This is a genomic window from Winogradskyella sp. PG-2, assembly GCF_000828715.1.
Lineage (GTDB): Bacteria > Bacteroidota > Bacteroidia > Flavobacteriales > Flavobacteriaceae > Winogradskyella.
In genome coordinates, this window is sequence record NZ_AP014583.1 from 320,847 (window position 1) to 338,108 (window position 17,262).

General features: G+C 31.5%; 16 protein-coding genes. 8 read left to right on the top strand and 8 right to left on the bottom strand.

The window, feature by feature from the left end:
- Positions 1-65: 65 nt before the first annotated feature.
- The gene (uvrB, locus tag WPG_RS01530) at positions 66-2,072 is read left to right on the top strand and encodes an excinuclease ABC subunit UvrB (RefSeq protein ID WP_045468476.1); all 2,007 of its coding nucleotides are present in this window, start codon (positions 66-68) and stop codon (positions 2,070-2,072) included.
- A gap of 10 nt (positions 2,073-2,082) precedes the next feature.
- Here uvrB and WPG_RS01535 read toward each other — a convergent pair whose 3' ends face one another.
- Positions 2,083-2,484, bottom strand: a complete 402-nt coding sequence (locus WPG_RS01535) for a hypothetical protein (RefSeq protein ID WP_045468479.1) — start codon at positions 2,482-2,484, stop codon at positions 2,083-2,085.
- A 236-nt stretch (positions 2,485-2,720) separates the two neighbouring features.
- On the opposite strand from WPG_RS01535, the gene WPG_RS01540 reads away from it, so the two are divergent.
- Positions 2,721-3,053, top strand: coding sequence for a DUF1456 family protein (locus WPG_RS01540; protein ID WP_410529692.1), 333 nt, complete (start codon positions 2,721-2,723; stop codon positions 3,051-3,053).
- Between the two features lie 31 nt (positions 3,054-3,084).
- On the opposite strand, the gene WPG_RS01545 is transcribed toward WPG_RS01540, so the two are convergent.
- From WPG_RS01545 to WPG_RS01555, 3 genes are all read right to left on the bottom strand, one after another.
- Positions 3,085-3,426 carry a hypothetical protein gene (locus tag WPG_RS01545; RefSeq protein WP_045468482.1) on the bottom strand — a complete coding sequence of 114 codons (342 nt, stop codon included), beginning with the start codon at positions 3,424-3,426 and terminating at the stop codon, positions 3,085-3,087.
- 167 nt (positions 3,427-3,593) lie between these two features.
- Positions 3,594-4,784: an ADP-forming succinate--CoA ligase subunit beta gene (gene sucC, locus WPG_RS01550; protein WP_045468484.1), complete on the bottom strand. Its 1,191-nt coding sequence runs from the start codon at positions 4,782-4,784 to the stop codon at positions 3,594-3,596.
- A gap of 146 nt (positions 4,785-4,930) precedes the next feature.
- Positions 4,931-5,587 (bottom strand): hypothetical protein, encoded by a 657-nt coding sequence (locus WPG_RS01555; protein ID WP_045468486.1) that lies wholly within the window; start codon positions 5,585-5,587, stop codon positions 4,931-4,933.
- A 117-nt stretch (positions 5,588-5,704) separates the two neighbouring features.
- Here WPG_RS01555 and lysA point away from each other — a divergent pair, with 117 nt between their 5' ends.
- The 6 genes from lysA to WPG_RS01575 all read left to right on the top strand — a co-directional run bounded on the left by lysA (position 5,705) and on the right by WPG_RS01575 (position 12,773).
- Positions 5,705-6,910 carry a diaminopimelate decarboxylase gene (lysA, locus tag WPG_RS01560; protein ID WP_045468489.1) on the top strand — a complete coding sequence of 402 codons (1,206 nt, stop codon included), beginning with the start codon at positions 5,705-5,707 and terminating at the stop codon, positions 6,908-6,910.
- Between the two features lie 85 nt (positions 6,911-6,995).
- Entirely contained in the window at positions 6,996-7,202 is a 207-nt protein-coding gene (locus tag WPG_RS18475; protein ID WP_231850237.1) for a hypothetical protein, read from the top strand.
- Complete coding sequence (locus WPG_RS18480; RefSeq protein WP_231850238.1) at positions 7,193-7,567, top strand: hypothetical protein; 375 nt, start codon at positions 7,193-7,195, stop codon at positions 7,565-7,567. The genes WPG_RS18475 and WPG_RS18480 overlap by 10 nt, the downstream gene beginning before the upstream one ends.
- Before the next feature lie 226 nt (positions 7,568-7,793).
- The gene (locus WPG_RS18485; RefSeq protein WP_231850239.1) at positions 7,794-8,180 is read left to right on the top strand and encodes a hypothetical protein; all 387 of its coding nucleotides are present in this window, start codon (positions 7,794-7,796) and stop codon (positions 8,178-8,180) included.
- A gap of 86 nt (positions 8,181-8,266) precedes the next feature.
- Positions 8,267-9,457, top strand: coding sequence for a DUF1624 domain-containing protein (locus tag WPG_RS01570; protein WP_045468495.1), 1,191 nt, complete (start codon positions 8,267-8,269; stop codon positions 9,455-9,457).
- A gap of 46 nt (positions 9,458-9,503) precedes the next feature.
- Entirely contained in the window at positions 9,504-12,773 is a 3,270-nt protein-coding gene (locus WPG_RS01575) for a S41 family peptidase (protein WP_045468498.1), read from the top strand.
- Positions 12,774-12,916: 143 nt separating this feature from the next.
- Here WPG_RS01575 and WPG_RS01580 read toward each other — a convergent pair whose 3' ends face one another.
- The 4 genes from WPG_RS01580 to WPG_RS01595 form a co-directional block, all read right to left on the bottom strand.
- Complete coding sequence (locus WPG_RS01580) at positions 12,917-14,530, bottom strand: carboxypeptidase-like regulatory domain-containing protein (protein WP_084221498.1); 1,614 nt, start codon at positions 14,528-14,530, stop codon at positions 12,917-12,919.
- Positions 14,531-14,557: 27 nt separating this feature from the next.
- On the bottom strand, positions 14,558-14,932 hold the full coding sequence (locus WPG_RS01585) for a glyoxalase superfamily protein (protein ID WP_045468504.1): 375 nt from the start codon (positions 14,930-14,932) through the stop codon (positions 14,558-14,560).
- 106 nt (positions 14,933-15,038) lie between these two features.
- Complete coding sequence (locus tag WPG_RS01590; protein ID WP_045468507.1) at positions 15,039-16,565, bottom strand: carboxypeptidase-like regulatory domain-containing protein; 1,527 nt, start codon at positions 16,563-16,565, stop codon at positions 15,039-15,041.
- A 113-nt stretch (positions 16,566-16,678) separates the two neighbouring features.
- Positions 16,679-17,245, bottom strand: coding sequence for a hypothetical protein (locus tag WPG_RS01595; protein WP_045468510.1), 567 nt, complete (start codon positions 17,243-17,245; stop codon positions 16,679-16,681).
- Positions 17,246-17,262: the final 17 nt, after the last annotated feature.

The following is a 17,262-nucleotide window of genomic DNA, read 5'->3' on the forward strand; positions in this document are numbered from 1 at the left end:
CGAATACCTTTAGCAATCAGTAAAATGGAATTGATTTCTGCTAATCTTTGTCGTAACTTTGTGTTATGCGATTTAAAATTGAATCAGATTACAAACCAACAGGAGACCAACCAGAAGCTATAAAACAATTAGTAGGTGGTATTGACAGTAAAGAAAAGTACCAAACTCTTTTAGGTGTAACTGGTTCTGGAAAAACCTTCACGGTTGCTAATGTCATCGAAGAAGTGCAGCGTCCAACATTAGTTTTAGCTCATAATAAAACGTTGGCAGCGCAACTCTATTCTGAATTTAAACAGTTTTTTCCTGATAATGCTGTTGAGTACTTTGTATCCTATTACGATTATTATCAACCAGAGGCTTACATTCCTGTATCTGGTGTATATATAGAGAAAGACTTATCTATTAACGAAGAAATAGAGAAGATGCGATTAAGCACAACCTCTTCTCTACTCTCTGGCCGTCGCGATGTGATTGTTGTAGCTTCCGTATCTTGTTTGTATGGTATTGGTAATCCTGTTGAATTTCAAAAAAATGTAATTACGATTGAACGCGATCAAGTGATTTCTCGTACTAAACTATTACATCAATTGGTACAAAGTTTATACTCTCGTACTGAAGCCGACTTTAAAAATGGAAACTTTAGAATAAAAGGTGATACGGTAGATGTCTTTCCAGGTTATTCTGACAACGCCTTTAGAATTCACTTCTTTGGAGACGAAATTGAAGAGATTGAAGCCTTTGATGCACATACCAACGAAATTATAGAACGTTATGATCGCCTAAATATCTATCCTGCAAATATGTTTGTCACCTCGCCAGATGTTTTGAATGGTGCAATAAAGGATATTCAAGATGATTTAGTAAAACAGCACGATTATTTCAAAGAAATAGGAAAACATCTCGAGGCCAAACGACTTAAAGAGCGCACCGAATTTGATCTAGAAATGATTCGTGAGTTAGGTTATTGCTCAGGAATTGAAAACTACTCAAGATATTTAGATGGAAGAGCTCCAGGAACTCGTCCTTTCTGTTTATTAGATTATTTTCCTGATGATTATTTAATGGTTGTAGATGAAAGTCATGTAACCATTTCTCAAGTCCATGCTATGTATGGTGGTGATAGAAGCCGTAAAGTAAATCTTGTAGATTATGGTTTTCGTTTACCAGCCGCAATGGACAATAGACCTTTAAAGTTTGAAGAGTTTGAAGCATTACAAAACCAAGTAATTTATGTTTCTGCAACTCCAGCGGATTACGAAATGCAAAAAACAGATGGAGTATACGTAGAGCAAGTCATTCGTCCTACGGGATTGTTAGATCCAATTATTGAAGTTAGACCAAGTCTAAACCAAATTGATAATTTAATTGAAGAAATACAAGATCGTGTTGAAAAGGATGAGCGTACTTTGGTGACGACATTAACTAAGCGAATGGCTGAAGAATTAGTTAAATATTTAACTCGTATTTCGATTCGTTGTCGTTTTATCCATAGTGATGTGGATACTTTAGAGCGTGTTGAAATAATGCAAGATTTACGCAAAGGTGTTTTTGATGTACTGGTTGGTGTTAACTTATTACGAGAAGGCTTAGATTTACCAGAAGTCTCTTTAGTTGCAATTTTAGATGCTGATAAAGAAGGTTTTTTAAGATCTACGCGTTCTCTTACACAAACAGTTGGTAGAGCCGCAAGAAACCTCAATGGAAAAGCAATTATGTATGCAGATAAGATGACTAAGAGCATGCAAAAAACAATTGATGAAACTGAATATCGTAGAGAAAAGCAAATAGCTTACAACACCAAACATAATATTAAACCGAAAGCATTAAATAAAAGCTTAGATAGTGCTTTAGCTAAAAATTCTGTGAGTACTTACAGAACGGAATTAGATGCCAAAATTGCTGCAGAACCTGAAAGTGAATATCTAACAAAAGGTGAGCTCGAAAAGAAAATAAGAGAAAAGCGTAAATTAATGGAGCAATCCGCAAAAGCTTTAGACTTTATGGAAGCCGCTCGGTTTAGAGATGAGATTACAGCTTATCAAAATAAACTAGAAAAATTAAAAGTAAAATAGGGTTACCTAATTAATTATACTGTACTTTAAAAATGTCAATTAAAAAATCTGGTGGTACAATTTTGTTTGGGAAACTATCCATTAAATCTAAGACGCGATTAATAGATTCGTGACTTAATCCCATTCGTAAACCAAAATTATGAATCTTCACTAATTGTTTAGGGGCTACTCTATGATCTAAATTCATAAGTAGTACTAATCTGTGAAACTGAACAATACGCTCACTGTGTGTTTTTAGATGCACATAGGTAACAGGATGATCAAATAGGTATTCAAAGTCTTCTTTTGATATATCCAACTGTTTGGCGATACTAAATAAAAAATTATATTCAATCGACTTTATATTTTCATCTGTTTGAGCAAAAGCAATCATTTCGGATAGCAAACTCAATTTTTCAGCTCTGTTAATCATGGGTTAGATAGTATTATTTTATTATTGTAAAGTTAAGTAGGTAGTTTATTTTATTGTCGTTGATATCTTGTATCTTGTCGAAAAGTTAGGTGTACTTTGTCGGAATTATTTAGCGTTTATCAACTCAACTTTGTAGCTAGCATACTACATAAAAATAATTTTGAGGACGTTCATCTATTTTTTTTAGCAATGAACCTTAAAATTTTACATTTAAACTGATTTTGGTATTCAACCTATTGAGGGCAAATGAACCTAATTGGGTAAACCTAAAGAAGAATATAAAAACAAGAAAAGAATTAAATATGACAAATAATGACATATTCAAAAAGTTGAGAGTAGCGCATAAGTTGAGAGATGACGATATGGTAAAAATTTTAGCATTGGTAGATTTTAGGATTTCTAAAAGTGAACTAAATGCTTTCTTTAGAAATGAAGATCACCCAAAGTATATGCCATGTGGAGATCAAATTCTTAGAAACTTCCTTAATGGGTTAATTATTCATTTAAGAGGACCTATGCCTAAAAAACAAAATTCAAATAAGGATAAACAAAAAAAGAGTAACAGTTAATGTTACTCTTTTTATTTAATTTTACATAACCTTATTTAGATTTTACCATCTTAACAGGAACTTTAAATGACTTACTATAACCAACAGCTTTCTTAGAAAGTTTTTTATAGTTTAAGCGGCTCTTAATAAAAGATTCAACAGTCTTATTATCAGTATCTACAGATAATACTACAATTTCATTCTCTTCATTAATAAAAATTTTCACCATTGCGTTAATAGTTTCATCCAATTGAAAATTTGGATTTTGCAATAAATCTCCAATAGATTTAGAGATTGAAGCTGGTTCAGCTTTTTCATTTGGATTTGTGCTCGCTGAAAGTACACTACTAAACGTAACTGCTACGACTAGTACTAACATTTTTAATGTTTTCATAATTATTCGATTTTTAGATTGATACTCTATAGACGATTAATTATTAATGATGTTACACTATTAAGAGTTGAATTAACATAGTTTAACACTGACTAACAATCATTTAACATTAGGGCAAAAAAAATGCGCCTTTTGGCGCATTTTTTTATATAATATGTAGACTATGTTTATGAAAGTACCGCTTGTACTTTATCCGCAGCTTCTTGAAATTCAGTTGCACTCATAACATCTAAACCAGAATTATCAATTAATTCTTTTGCGATGTCAGCATTTGTTCCTTGTAAGCGAACAATAATTGGAACAGAAATGTTGCCCATATTTTTATAAGCATCAATAACACCTTGTGCTACGCGGTCACAACGTACAATACCCCCAAAAATATTGATTAAGATTGCTTTTACAGCAGGATCTTTTAATATAATTTTAAAAGCAGCTTCTACTCTAGCTGCATCTGCAGTACCACCAACATCTAAAAAGTTTGCTGGTTCACCACCAGCTTGCTTAATTAAATCCATTGTTGCCATTGCTAAACCAGCACCATTGACCATACAACCAACGTTTCCGTCTAAATCTACATAGTTTAAACCTAAAGCACCAGCTTCAACTTCTATAGGATTTTCTTCACGTAAATCTCGCATTTCAGCTAAATCTCTATGTCTATATAAAGCGTTATCATCTAAAGTAACTTTAGCATCTACAGCCATAATCTTATCATCACTTGTTTTTAAAACCGGATTGATTTCAAATAAAGACGCGTCAGACTTTACATATGCTGTGTATAATGCAGATACAAATTTTGTCATTTCTTTAAAAGCTGCGCCAGATAAACCTAAATTAAATGCTACACGACGCGCTTGGAAACCTAATAATCCTAACGCAGGATCCACCTCTTCAGTAAAAATTAAGTGTGGTGTTTCTTCAGCAACAGTTTCAATATCCATTCCACCTTCGGTAGAATACATAATCATATTTTTTCCTGTACCTCTATTTAACAGTACAGACATATAATATTCTTCTGGCTCATTATCACCAGGATAATAAACATCTTCAGCAATTAATACTTGGTGCACTCTTTTTCCTTCAGCAGAAGTTTGAGGAGTTACCAAATCCATACCTATAATATTACCAGCAATTTCTTCAACCTCTTGGAGATTTTTAGCGAGTTTAACACCACCACCTTTTCCTCGTCCACCTGCATGAACCTGAGCTTTAATAACATGCCAACCTGTTCCTGTTTCAGCTGTCATTTGTTTAGCTGCATCAACTGCTGCTTTAGCACTTTGAGCTACAATTCCACGTTGAATGCGTACTCCAAAGCTGCTTAGTAATTCTTTTCCTTGATATTCGTGTAAATTCATAATAAATGTTCAATTTATTTTTTCCTTGAAAATGGAAATTCTATGATTTATTGGTGCACAAAAATAAGGATACTAAAACGTTTTTACCAATTGTTTTTAATAAATACTGTATCTTATTTTATCTATTTCAATTATCCTTAATTTTTTCAGTCTTTTAAACGCTTAATTACAGAAAACGCTTTATCTACCAATAAATCCTCAACGACTATTGTAAACTCATTTGTGGTAGAAACAACTTCATACAGAGTAATTCTCTCCCAAGCTAAACGCTTAAAAATTTGATAGTATAAACCCGCAATTTTCGAATTACCTTTTGGTAAGTATATACTAATAGCAGATAGTTTATCTTGTTGTCCTATAAGTACTTCATTTTTAAATGCTTTTGAGATACTTTCTTTCTCTGATGTTGAGATAATGATGTTACTCTCAAACATACCACGAGTAAAGGCATAGAAAATTTGTTGATTCGCACTTATTTTTTCTAATACTTGTGTATGACTATTTATCAATGACTTTGAATTTTGAAATGTAAAGTCACTGAGGTTAGAACGTACTGTAATATCACCTAAGTTTTTAAAAACTCTTTTTAATGGAACTGAATTGTCAAGATTCAAAGGTTGTTGATGTCGTCGTAATGCCATCATAATGGCTCCGTCTTTAACAGGTTTACGTAACATTTGAGAAATCGTATGATTTAAATCTTTTGCTAAAGCTGAAAAATTAATAATATCTCGAGATAAACCTTCTTCTAAAAAAGGACTTGACATTATAATTTCATCTACACAAGAGGCTATTGTCTTCAAATTGTTAATTATTTAACATTATGTGTAAAATTAGCTATATTTTTTCATTTATTATGTTTTAGCTACAAATAACTTCTACTTTTGATTCCCAATTAAATAATTATTAAGATTAAACTAATGAAAAATAATACCTTATTAAAGATTGCAAAAGACTTTGAAAGTCCAGTTTATGTTTATGACTCAGAAACAATCACAACTCAGTATAAACGTTTAACAAAAGCATTTGGTAAGGTTAAGAATTTAAAGCTTAACTATGCAGTTAAAGCACTATCAAACATTTCCATACTCAAATTATTTAATACTTTAGGTTCAGGAATTGATACTGTTTCTATTCAAGAAGTACAATTAGGTTTAAAGGCTGGTTTTAAACCTGAAAATATAATTTTCACTCCAAATGGAGTATCACTTGAAGAGATTGAAAACGTTTCTAAACTCGGAGTACAGATTAATATAGATAATCTTTCAATTTTAGAACAATTCGGAACAAAACATCCTAATATTCCTGTTTGTATTCGTATTAATCCTCATGTAATGGCTGGTGGTAACACTAATATTTCAGTAGGCCATATAGATAGTAAATTCGGAATTTCTATACATCAAATTCCATTAATACTTCGTACTGTTGAAAATACCAAAATGAATATTAATGGTATTCATATGCATACTGGCAGTGATATTTTAGATATTGATGTCTTTTTATATGCTAGTGAAATTCTGTTTGAAACGGCTAAGAATTTCAAAAATCTAGATTTTATAGATTTTGGTTCTGGATTTAAAGTACCGTACAAAGCAGGTGATATTGAAACCAATATTGAAGAATTAGGAGTAAAACTATCTAAGCGTTTTAATGAGTTCTGTAAAGACTATGGTAAAGAATTAACTCTAGCCTTTGAGCCAGGAAAATTTTTAGTTAGTGAAGCCGGAGTATTTTTAGCTAAAGTCAATGTCGTGAAACAAACCACCTCAACAGTTTTTGCTCAGATAGATTCAGGATTTAACCATTTAATTAGACCAATGCTATATGGTTCGCAGCACGATATTTTGAATGTTTCTAACCCAAAAGGAAGAGAACGTTTTTACTCAGTTGTTGGTTATATCTGTGAGACTGATACTTTTGCCAATAACAGACGTATTTCTGAAATAAACGAAGGAGATGTGCTGTGTTTTAAAAATGCAGGAGCGTATTGCTATTCAATGGCAAGTAACTACAACTCTCGTTATAGACCAGCGGAAGTTCTCATCCATAAAGGAAAAGCTCATCTCATAAGAGAGCGAGAAACTTTTGATGATATTTTACATAATCAGGTAGAGATTTCACTCTAAAAGTTAAAGCATTGCAAATTGCAATGCTTTTTTTATACCTTTAAAATCCCCTCAAGTCTTTTCATACTATCACATTTAAAGACAAATGAAATCAATCAAATCAACCCGAATAGAATCTATAGATATTCTAAGAGGTCTCGTTATGGTCATTATGGCTTTGGACCATGTTAGAGACTACTTTCACATCAATGCTTTTGCTGGCAACTATCCAGAAAATTTGGAATCTACTAATATCATTCTTTTTGGAACACGTTTTATCCCTATTACTGTGCTCCAGTTTTTGTGTTTTTAGCTGGTACATCTGCATTTTTATATGGACAAAATAAATCAAAAGGTCAACTATCTAAATTTCTCATCACGCGAGGATTATGGTTAATATTTGCTGAAATATTTATCAATAATTTCTTGTGGTGGTTTGATCCTTCATTCGGCTTCACCAACCTTCAGGTCATTTGGGCATTCGGTATTTGCATGATTACTTTAGGAATCGTTATTCATTTCCCCAAGAAAATTATTCTTTTATTAGGCCTTCTTATCGTCTTTGGACATAATGCTTTAGATGGTATTGTCAAAGAAGGTGATAGCATTGGATCATTAATTTGGTACTTTCTGCATCAAATGAATGGTTTTAGTTATACTGAAGGTCATTTTTTATAGTTCTCATATCCTGTTTTACCATGGATTGGCGTCATTCTTTTAGGCTATTGTTTTGGAGAATTCTATAAAAAAGACGCGTCAATAACAATCAGAAAAAAGTGGCTTTTATATTTAGGTTTATCAGCTACAGTTTTATTCTTTGTGTTTAGAGGTTTTAATTTTTATGCTGATCTAAATCCTTGGGCTTACCAAGAAACTAAAGAAAACTATAATTTCATTCCTTAATGTGAGTAAATATCGACCTTCGTTAGCATATCTATTAATCACTTTAGGGCCAGCACTTTTATTTTTACTTGTTGTAGAAAATATTAAAAACAAAATCACTAACTTTTTATTGGTTTTTGGACGAGTTCCTTTCTTTTATTATGTCTTGCACATCTTTGTTATTCACATTGTTGCAATTATAGGATTATTAATTACAGGAAAAGATTGGAAATTGATGATTTTAGATAATGAAACGATGAGTTCTGGAAGACTTCAAGGATATGGCTATTCTCTTTTTACTGTTTATTTAGTATGGATTTTAATTGTATTACTACTTTATCCAATCTGTAAAAGGTATATGAGATACAAAGCCAATAATAAAGATAAATGGTGGTTAAGCTATTTATAATGAAGTAGAACTAAAAAGCGTTAATGTTTATAAAAGTACACTTAATACATCTTGCTTTTTTATACTTTTAAAATAAATCAACTAAAATGAAATCAGCTAAATCAACCAGAATTGAATCCATCGATATTTTGAGAGGTCTTGTAATGATAATTATGGCTTTAGACCATGTTAGAGATTACACAAATACAGGCTATATGTTTGTTGACCCAACAAATCTTGAAACTACGACACCTATGTTATTCTTTACACGATGGATAACCCATTTTTGTGCACCCGTTTTTGTATTCTTAGCCGGAACTTCAGCTTTTCTATATGGAAGTAAGAAGTCCTCAAAAAATGGTCTTGCAAAATTTTTATTTACCAGAGGTCTATGGTTAGTATTTATAGAATTAACTGTCGTTAACTTTGCTTGGACATTCGATATAACATTAAGTGTACACATATTCCAAGTGATTTGGGCTATTGGTATATGCATGATGCTTTTAGCAGCATTAATTTACTTACCAAAAAAAATACTATTTACCCTAGGATTTTTAATACTACTTGGTCATAATTTCCTTGATGGAATAACACAACAAGGCACAGAACCATTATCGTTATTATGGTATTATGTGCATCAGTTTAATTTTCAAGTTATCAATGAAGGGCAAGGCATGTTAGCCATTGCTTATCCATTTCTACCATGGTTAGGTATTATTATTTTAGGGTATTGTTTTGGGCATTTTTATCAGAAAGAATTTGATGCAACAATTAGAAAGACTTGGTTGCTTCGTATAGGTATTGGAGCTATCCTTCTATTTTTTATTTTACGTTTTGCAAATATTTATGGTGATTCAAAGGCTTGGTCTTCTCAAGATAATTTAACTTATACTCTTTTATCTTTTTTTAATGTTACAAAATATCCACCTTCATTAATCTACACATTAATGACTATTGGACCTGCATTATTATTTTTATATGCTATTGAAACTGTTAAAAATAAAGTCACCAATTGGCTACTCGTATTTGGTCGGGTTCCTTTCTTCTATTACATTTTACACCTGTATCTTATCCATCTTATTGGCCTGATTGGGCTCGTAATTTTAGGTGAGAACTTGCAAGAACTTATAATGACTGTAAATCGTTTTAAAAGTGGTTACCTATTTAATATTGGATTTGATCTCTGGGTCACTTACCTAGTATGGATTCTAGTTATTATTATTCTCTATCCTATTTGTAAAAAATACATGAAATATAAAGCCAATAATAAATACAAATGGTGGCTAAGTTATTTGTAACTTTATAACATCATTCAATCATAAATATTAAAACCAACCGCCAAACATGAAATCACAATTTAAATTTAATAGACTTGTTCTCTCTTTTACTATTTTATTTCTTTTATCAGGTCTTTTAGCTTTTGCTCAAGGTACACGATTACTTCGTCAACCTGATATTAGTAATACACATATCACTTATACTTATGGAAGTGATATATGGGTTTCTGAATTAAATTCTAAAGATGCTAAGCGTATCACATCAACTGCAGCCGTAGAATCTAACCCATACTTTTCACCTGATGGAAATTGGATAGCTTTCAGCTCAAATCGTTCTGGTTCAAATAATGTCTATATCGTTTCAAAAGATGGTGGAGAACCTAAACGCTTAACATGGCACCCAAGTAGTTCTGCTGTAAGAGGGTGGACTAATGATGGTAAACATATTTTGTTTGCAAGTAATAGAGAAACTGCTCCTAGACCATATAACAGGTTATATACCATATCTATTGAAGGTGGAGCGCCTCAATTATTAACTAAACAATGGAGTTACGATGGAGCGTATTCACCAGATGGAAATCAACTCATAATAGATAAAATGGACCGTTGGGATGTAGAGTGGAGAGCCTATCGTGGTGGACAAAACACTCCTCTTATTATTCTCGATTTAGAAAATCAGAGTGAAGTGTTACTTCCTAATGAAAGTACTACAGATATTAAACCAATGTGGTTAGGAGATGAGATTTACTTTCTATCCGATAGGGATTTAGTATCAAACATTTGGTCGTATAATCCGAGAACTAAAGAATTAAATCAAATTACAAAATATAAAGGTTCTGATGTAAAATGGCTAAATGGAAATGGCAACACTTTAGTATACGAACGTGATGGTTATTTACATAAAATGAGCATTTCATCAAGTAAATCCTCACAATTAGAAATTAACGTTGTTGGAGATTTTCCTTGGGCAGAAACTAAATGGAAAGATGTGTCCCGTTCTACTCGCTCTGCATCATTATCACCAAATGGAAAACGTGCCATTATGCAATCTCGTGGTGATATTTTTACAGTCCCTGTTGAATTTGGTGATTCAAGAAATTTAACTGAAAGTTCTGGCACTGCAGATCGAAGACCTATTTGGTCACCTAAAGGTGATAAAATTGCTTGGTTTTCTGATGAAAACAGAAAAGGTTATACATTGATGTTATCAACTCAAGACGGTTTATCGCAACCAGAAGTAATTTCAATAGGTGAATCTAAATTAGGATGGAGTCCAACTTGGTCTCCTGATGGAAAATATATTGCTTTTGTAGACGATGATGTTCGTTTACGTTATGTCAACCTAGAAACTAAAAAAATAAAAACTATTGATGTTGGTGGTAATAATTTAGAACGTGGTGGTATTGAATTAAAATGGTCACCAGATAGTAACTGGATAGCTTATGAAAAATCTGCATCAAATAACTTTAGACAAGTTTATATCTATTCGGTAAAAAATGATGTAACTAAAGCTATTACTGACCCTTTCGCAGATTCATTTTCTCCAGCATGGGACCTAAATAAAAAGCAGCTTTACTTCTTAGCAAGTACAGATGTTGCACTAGGTTCTGGTTGGGCAAATACAAGCTCTATGACTGCTGATCCTGTTTATTCAGCTTATGTTGTGAATTTAGACGCTAATGATGATTCACCGTTTGAACCAAAAAGTGATGAAGAAGAAGTAAAAGAAGATGACGACAAAAAAAATGATGACAAAGAAGAAGACAAAGACTCTAAAGATAAAGAGGACGTTAAGAATAAGACTATGGTTGTAGATTTTGAGGAAATAGGTCGTCGTACTTTGGCGTTACCAATGCCCTCAAGATATTATGGTTACATTATTGCTGGTCCTAAAGGTTCTATTTTTATCTCAGAATATATTCAAAATGGAAGAGGCGCCACCCTTCATAAATTTAGTCTAGAAGATCAGGAAAGTAAAGAGTTTACAACTGGTGCTAGTTCAGTTTCGGTTACTTCTAATGGAAAACATATGCTAGCTAGACTTAATGGAGATTGGAAAGTAATTAAAACTAGTGGAGCAAACGCTAAAAGCGGAAAACGCTTAAAAGTAAATCTTCAAATGAAGTTAGACCGTTCTGCTGAATGGGAACAAATATTTGAAGAAGCTTGGAGATACGAGCGCGATTATTTTTACGATCCTAATATTCATGGTCGTGATTGGAAAGTGGTATATAAAAGATATGCACCGTTAGTTCCATTCATTAAACATAGAGCAGATTTAACCTATATATTAGATCAAATAAATGGCGAATTGTCTGTTGGTCATAGTTTTGTCTTTGGTGGTGATTACCCAAGTACAGATTATTCTAGAACAGGGTTATTAGGTGCTGATATGACCGAAAATAGTGGTCGTTGGCAAATAAAACGTATTTACACTACAGAAAACTGGAATCCAGGATTATCAGGTCCATTGGATGCTCCAGGGTTAAAAATAAAAGAAGGTCATTACATCGTTGGTATTAATGGAAATGAAGTAAAATCTAATGATAATTTTTATAAACATTTAGACGGTACTTCTGGTAAGCAAACCATTCTTCATATTAATGATACACCAGAATTTAAAGGACACTGGACAGAAATTGTAGAACCAATAAGAAGTGAGAATTCTTTAAGACAACGTACTTGGGTTGAAGACAATCGTAGATTAGTTGACAAGTTATCGAATGGGCGCTTAGGTTATATTTGGGTGCCTAATACTGGCGGACCTGGTTTTGTATCCTTCAATCGCTATTATTTTGCTCAACAAGATAAAGAAGGCGCCGTTATTGATGAACGTTTTAATGGAGGTGGATTTTTAGATGACTATATGGTAGATTTAATGACGCGTAGCCTCAGAGCTGGATTAACCAATGAAGTTCCCAACGGAATACCAATGAAACTTCCTGCAGGTATTTTAGGGCCTAAAGTATTATTAATAAATGAGCTTGCTGGTTCTGGAGGAGATTTCTTTCCTTGGGTATTTAGACAACAGAAGGCAGGAAAACTAATTGGAATGCGAACTTGGGGAGGATTGGTAAAATCATCTACACATTATGCTTTAGTCGATGGTGGTGGATTAACTGCACCAGATAATGCCGTGTTTGACCCAATAAACAATAAATGGATTGCAGAAAATATTGGTGTAGCACCAGATATTGAAGTAAGACAAGATGCAAAAGCATTATCCAGTGGAAATGATCCACAACTCGAGATTGCTGTGGCAGAATTAATGAAACAACTTGGTGTTAAAAAAGAAATTAAAGCACCTAAATATTCCCAACCTGCAAAAGGCAATTAAATGACAGGATTAGATTTAGTAATGGTATTTGCCGTAATCCTTTTCGCAAGATTAGGAGTACGGTTAGTATCTCGATATATAAAAATGAAGCGAGAAGATGACGGTGAAAATAAAGAGTAATGATCGTTAGTATTTAAAACTTGTTAACGACTAGAAGCTTTAGTTTGTTTAAGTGGAGAATTAACCCAATATCTATCTAAGTTAAAATTTGGGATATTTACTCGTGTATTTTGAAGTGGCATGGCCTTATTAACAAAAATTAAATCTGAAGGTAGTTTTTTACTTTCAAATATTTCTTGTGTAAATAACTCTCTAAATTGATAACCAACTAAGCGAGATTCTTTGTTAATTACTGTGCCAAATGTATCTTTAATCTTTTTTAATTTATAAGAAAAATCTTCGGACTTTACGGACTGTACATTTGTTGATATGCCCGCTGACCAATCCAAAACCTTTATCCTTACAGTATTAATATCTTCTAGTCTTATTTCTCTGACAATTAATTTTTTATCTTGATACCTTAACTTAAAATTGCTTTTCCTTTTTATAGTTGATTCATCAACTGGTTTATTAAATTTGATATAAAAATATTGATCATTTGGATCAAAATCAAAACTTTCAACTTTAAACGGATTAGGTTCTTTAATTATAAATCGGTTATTAAAAGTCATATAATTGAGAAACATCTTGTTTCCAACTACTTTATATTCTACTGTTACTTCAAATAAAATATTACCCGATTTACGAGATAAGTTTCCAAAAGCATTGTCTTTAGATCTCGCAGAATTATAATTCTTGTTTGAAAAGACACTGTATTCTATTTTGTGAATGGCAAAATTAGATTTAGCTATATAAATTTTACCTGCACCCATATATTTTGAATTAGGGTTTTCTTTAGTTATAAATTCAATTTCATACAAAGGGACATCATCTATATACTTTACACTTAACAATTTAAAACGATGATTATTAACAAAATCGTCTCTAAAAACATATATAAATGAAAAACTACTTTTATTGTAATTTCGAATAGGATTATGAATATTTAAAATTTCTAATTCGTTTTGAATTTCTGTACCGAGTTTAGCACTATTATCATAAACTAAGGTTTTAGATTTTCCATAAATGCTATTTAACAAAAGTGTGTCTTGATAAAATTTATTATTTACATTATAAGAGTAAATTGCAGATGTATTGTCTTTATATAAATATTTACTTGTATTAAAACCAGCATCAAAACTTTCAACTATTGCTTCATTTAAATTATAATAATTATTATTCACCAATTGGTAATCTCTATAATATGACATATAAGAATGAGGCGAGTAAGGATAATTTGTTGGAATTTTCCCAATCGAATTTCTAACTATATCTTCAACACGTATATCTTTTTTATTAGACTTTGTACTACCAGAAATTAAAACTGCACCTAATGCTTCTATCTTTGGTTCTAAATAGATTGTATTAATCGTATTAATCTTTAGCGTGTTCAAATCTATTTTTAGAGTTTCAAACCCTATCGAAGAAATAACAATTTTCTCATACGATTCTTTGTAATTTATTGGCAATCTAAACTCGCCTTCTTCATCAGCAATAACACCATTTGGTGTACCTTCAAACTTTATTGTAGCATATGATACAGGATACTTTGATTCATAGTCTAAAATTTTGCATAATAACTCTTTAGGGGTTTGAGCAAACCCTGAGATAATTACACTGAATAATAAAAACAATGACAGTACGTATTTAAATTTCATATTAATTCAAAATATTTTATAAAGGGCTTATTTATCTCTGTAAAATGTTAATCCATTTTTATATAAATCGTAAAATGCAAACTCTTTAGTTCCCCAAGGAGTTTCTTTTAAAGATGTATTGTCATGAAAAACATCTTGCGTTTTAAATTCTTCATGTAAAGCTTCAATATTATCAACATAAATGCGTAACATTTGTGTATTTAAACCATTATCCAATTCACTACTATCGTGCCATTGTAAATGAATCTCTATTGAATCTCTTCTAACACCTGCATAACCCTGGACACTTGTGGCATCTCTAAATGCAAGTTGAAAACCCAATTTGCTTACATAATAATCTACAGCTTTGGAAACGTCTTTAACTGGTAGAACAGGATGAATTTGTTTAAGGTAACCAGACATTCTTTATTATAAATATTTATAAATGTAACGATTTAATTAAAATGTACAATCGATTAAAATATAGCAATTAATATTTATTTGTGCTTTATGCGTCTTTAAGTTTCATCTAATTATCAGTAGTTTTTAATGGGGAATTAAGCCAGTAATCTTCAGTTTTAAAATCATTTATAAAAGCTTCTTTTAATGATTTACCTTTTTTTACATACTGTAAATTAGTATCTAATGCTTTATTCAAAAATACACGTTGAACAAATAGCTCCCTAAATTGATGACCTTCAACTTTTGATTTCCCCATCTCAAAACCTTGTTCATCTTTAAAGTTTTTAAGTTTCAGAGTAAATAATGCCTTCTCTTCTATATTCTGTTGATTTAAAAAGGATGATGATTCCTTTTTAAGTTTTACCTCAATCGTTTTAGGTTTAACAAATAATATTTCTTTAACACCCAATCTTCTATCCCTATAATAGATTTTGGCATCATTTGTTCGCGGTGCTATAACTGTATCCAATACTCTATTAAATTCTATTGTAAATAAGTTTTTTTCTTTAGTGTATTCCCAGCTTTCAATTTTTAAAGCGCCCTTTGGTGTTATGAAAAAATTATTATTAAAGGTTATATAGTTTAGATACATTTTATCATTTTCTTGCCGTTTATATTCAATATCTATAGTGAAAACTGACTTTTTTAAGCTGTTAGAATATAATTTATAATCAAACCGATGTATTGAAAAATCTTCTTTAGATATATAAATAAACCCATTAGCATTGTAGGTATATCCAGTTATATAGGTTTTTGCTGAAAACTCAATTTTATATAGTTCTTCATCATCTAAAAAAATAGAGCCTTTATTATAAAACTTATGATTTTTAACAAAGTCCTTTTCAAAAACATAAACAAATGAAAAGCTACCACTTTTATAATTTCTTATTGGATTATGAATATCTAATAGCGTTAATTCATTACCTATACTACTACCCATTTTTCCATCTCTAATCAGTTTTGTATCATTATAAACAGAATTACTTAACAATGTGTCTCTAGTAAACTCAGTATTCAATTCATAACTATATAATGCCGTATTATTTAAGGGATCACTTATTTTATGTGTTAAAAAACCTTGATCAAAAACTTGTGCAATACCTTCATTCAAATTAATATATTTTTCATCTACGAATTGATAATCTCTGTAATAGGTTATATATGAAAAAGGGTCTACAGGGTAATTGTCTTTAATGTGTACTATGGCCTTCTTTACAATTTCTTTAGCTGATAATTCTTTGTTGTTTTTACCATTTACAACGACCTCATTAAGTGGTTCGGTCTTAGGAATTATAAATATCGTATGGTAAGGTTGCTCTGTTAAGGAATTAAGAGGAACTATTTTAGTACTGTAACCAATACAACTTATTATTAAGGAATCATTTTCTTTCTTGTATCGAATAGGTATTCTAAAATCTCCTAGAATGTTTGCTACAGTACCGTTTCTATTATTAACAAATCTAATTGTTGCATAAGGAACAGGCTTTTTAGATTCTGTATCTATGACTCTAAATAGCAGTTGTAGCTTTTCTTGAGATGAAGCAAAAAGTATCCCACAACATGCGAAAACTAAAGTGAGATAAAAGGAACGCATAAGTTAGGTTTTACTGCGATTAGTTCAATGTAAAATTAACTGACAAAAGTATTTAAGTTTCTTACTAGGTGTTAAATTATTATTAAAATACAAAGAACGAATTCTGTAATACTTTACTCGCGGACTTTACCCGAAAAATGATTCACTTTTGGGTTTATTGGATTACCTGTGCTACGTCTGTAAATAACCAACTGTCCACAATGCCATATCGCATCTGCAATTGGTCCATTAACCTGATTCCAAAACGGAATTTCTTGCTCACCAAAAATGATTTTATATTGAGACACATTTTCACTAGACCTTAAAATATCTGCAGCAGTTTTGAGATTAGTCAAAGTTTTTGATCTCATATCTGAATATGATAAATTTTCGTTAACTCTAGCGTTCGGTTTCTTTAATGTTGAGTTCACAATAATTTTAGACAAATCATAAATATGCTTAATTGTTTCCTTTGATGATCTTCCGTCTTCATTTGCTTTATAAGCTAAATCTTTTTCTGTTAAACTATCACTTGCCCAATAATATCGAAAACCAAGTGCATCTACCATTCTTGCTACCATAGTACCAGCAGTAAATTTTTCTGAATAGTCTGGCACTTCATAGTAAGGTAGTTCTGTGTTTTCTTGGGCAGCCAATCGACTAAATATAACTAAGGTCACTATAACTATAAATCTTTTCATATCTTATTTTTTTTCTA

Coding starts and splice junctions, on each gene's coding strand:
- sucC (WP_045468484.1), bottom strand. CDS start 4,784: ATGAATTTACACGAATATCAAGGAAAAGAATTACTAAGCAGCTTTGGA.
- uvrB (WP_045468476.1), top strand. CDS start 66: ATGCGATTTAAAATTGAATCAGATTACAAACCAACAGGAGACCAACCA.
- WPG_RS01585 (WP_045468504.1), bottom strand. CDS start 14,932: ATGTCTGGTTACCTTAAACAAATTCATCCTGTTCTACCAGTTAAAGAC.
- WPG_RS01535 (WP_045468479.1), bottom strand. CDS start 2,484: ATGATTAACAGAGCTGAAAAATTGAGTTTGCTATCCGAAATGATTGCT.
- WPG_RS01595 (WP_045468510.1), bottom strand. CDS start 17,245: ATGAAAAGATTTATAGTTATAGTGACCTTAGTTATATTTAGTCGATTG.
- WPG_RS01590 (WP_045468507.1), bottom strand. CDS start 16,565: ATGCGTTCCTTTTATCTCACTTTAGTTTTCGCATGTTGTGGGATACTT.
- WPG_RS01545 (WP_045468482.1), bottom strand. CDS start 3,426: ATGAAAACATTAAAAATGTTAGTACTAGTCGTAGCAGTTACGTTTAGT.
- WPG_RS01570 (WP_045468495.1), top strand. CDS start 8,267: ATGAAATCAGCTAAATCAACCAGAATTGAATCCATCGATATTTTGAGA.
- lysA (WP_045468489.1), top strand. CDS start 5,705: ATGAAAAATAATACCTTATTAAAGATTGCAAAAGACTTTGAAAGTCCA.
- WPG_RS01575 (WP_045468498.1), top strand. CDS start 9,504: ATGAAATCACAATTTAAATTTAATAGACTTGTTCTCTCTTTTACTATT.
- WPG_RS01580 (WP_084221498.1), bottom strand. CDS start 14,530: ATGAAATTTAAATACGTACTGTCATTGTTTTTATTATTCAGTGTAATT.
- WPG_RS18475 (WP_231850237.1), top strand. CDS start 6,996: ATGAAATCAATCAAATCAACCCGAATAGAATCTATAGATATTCTAAGA.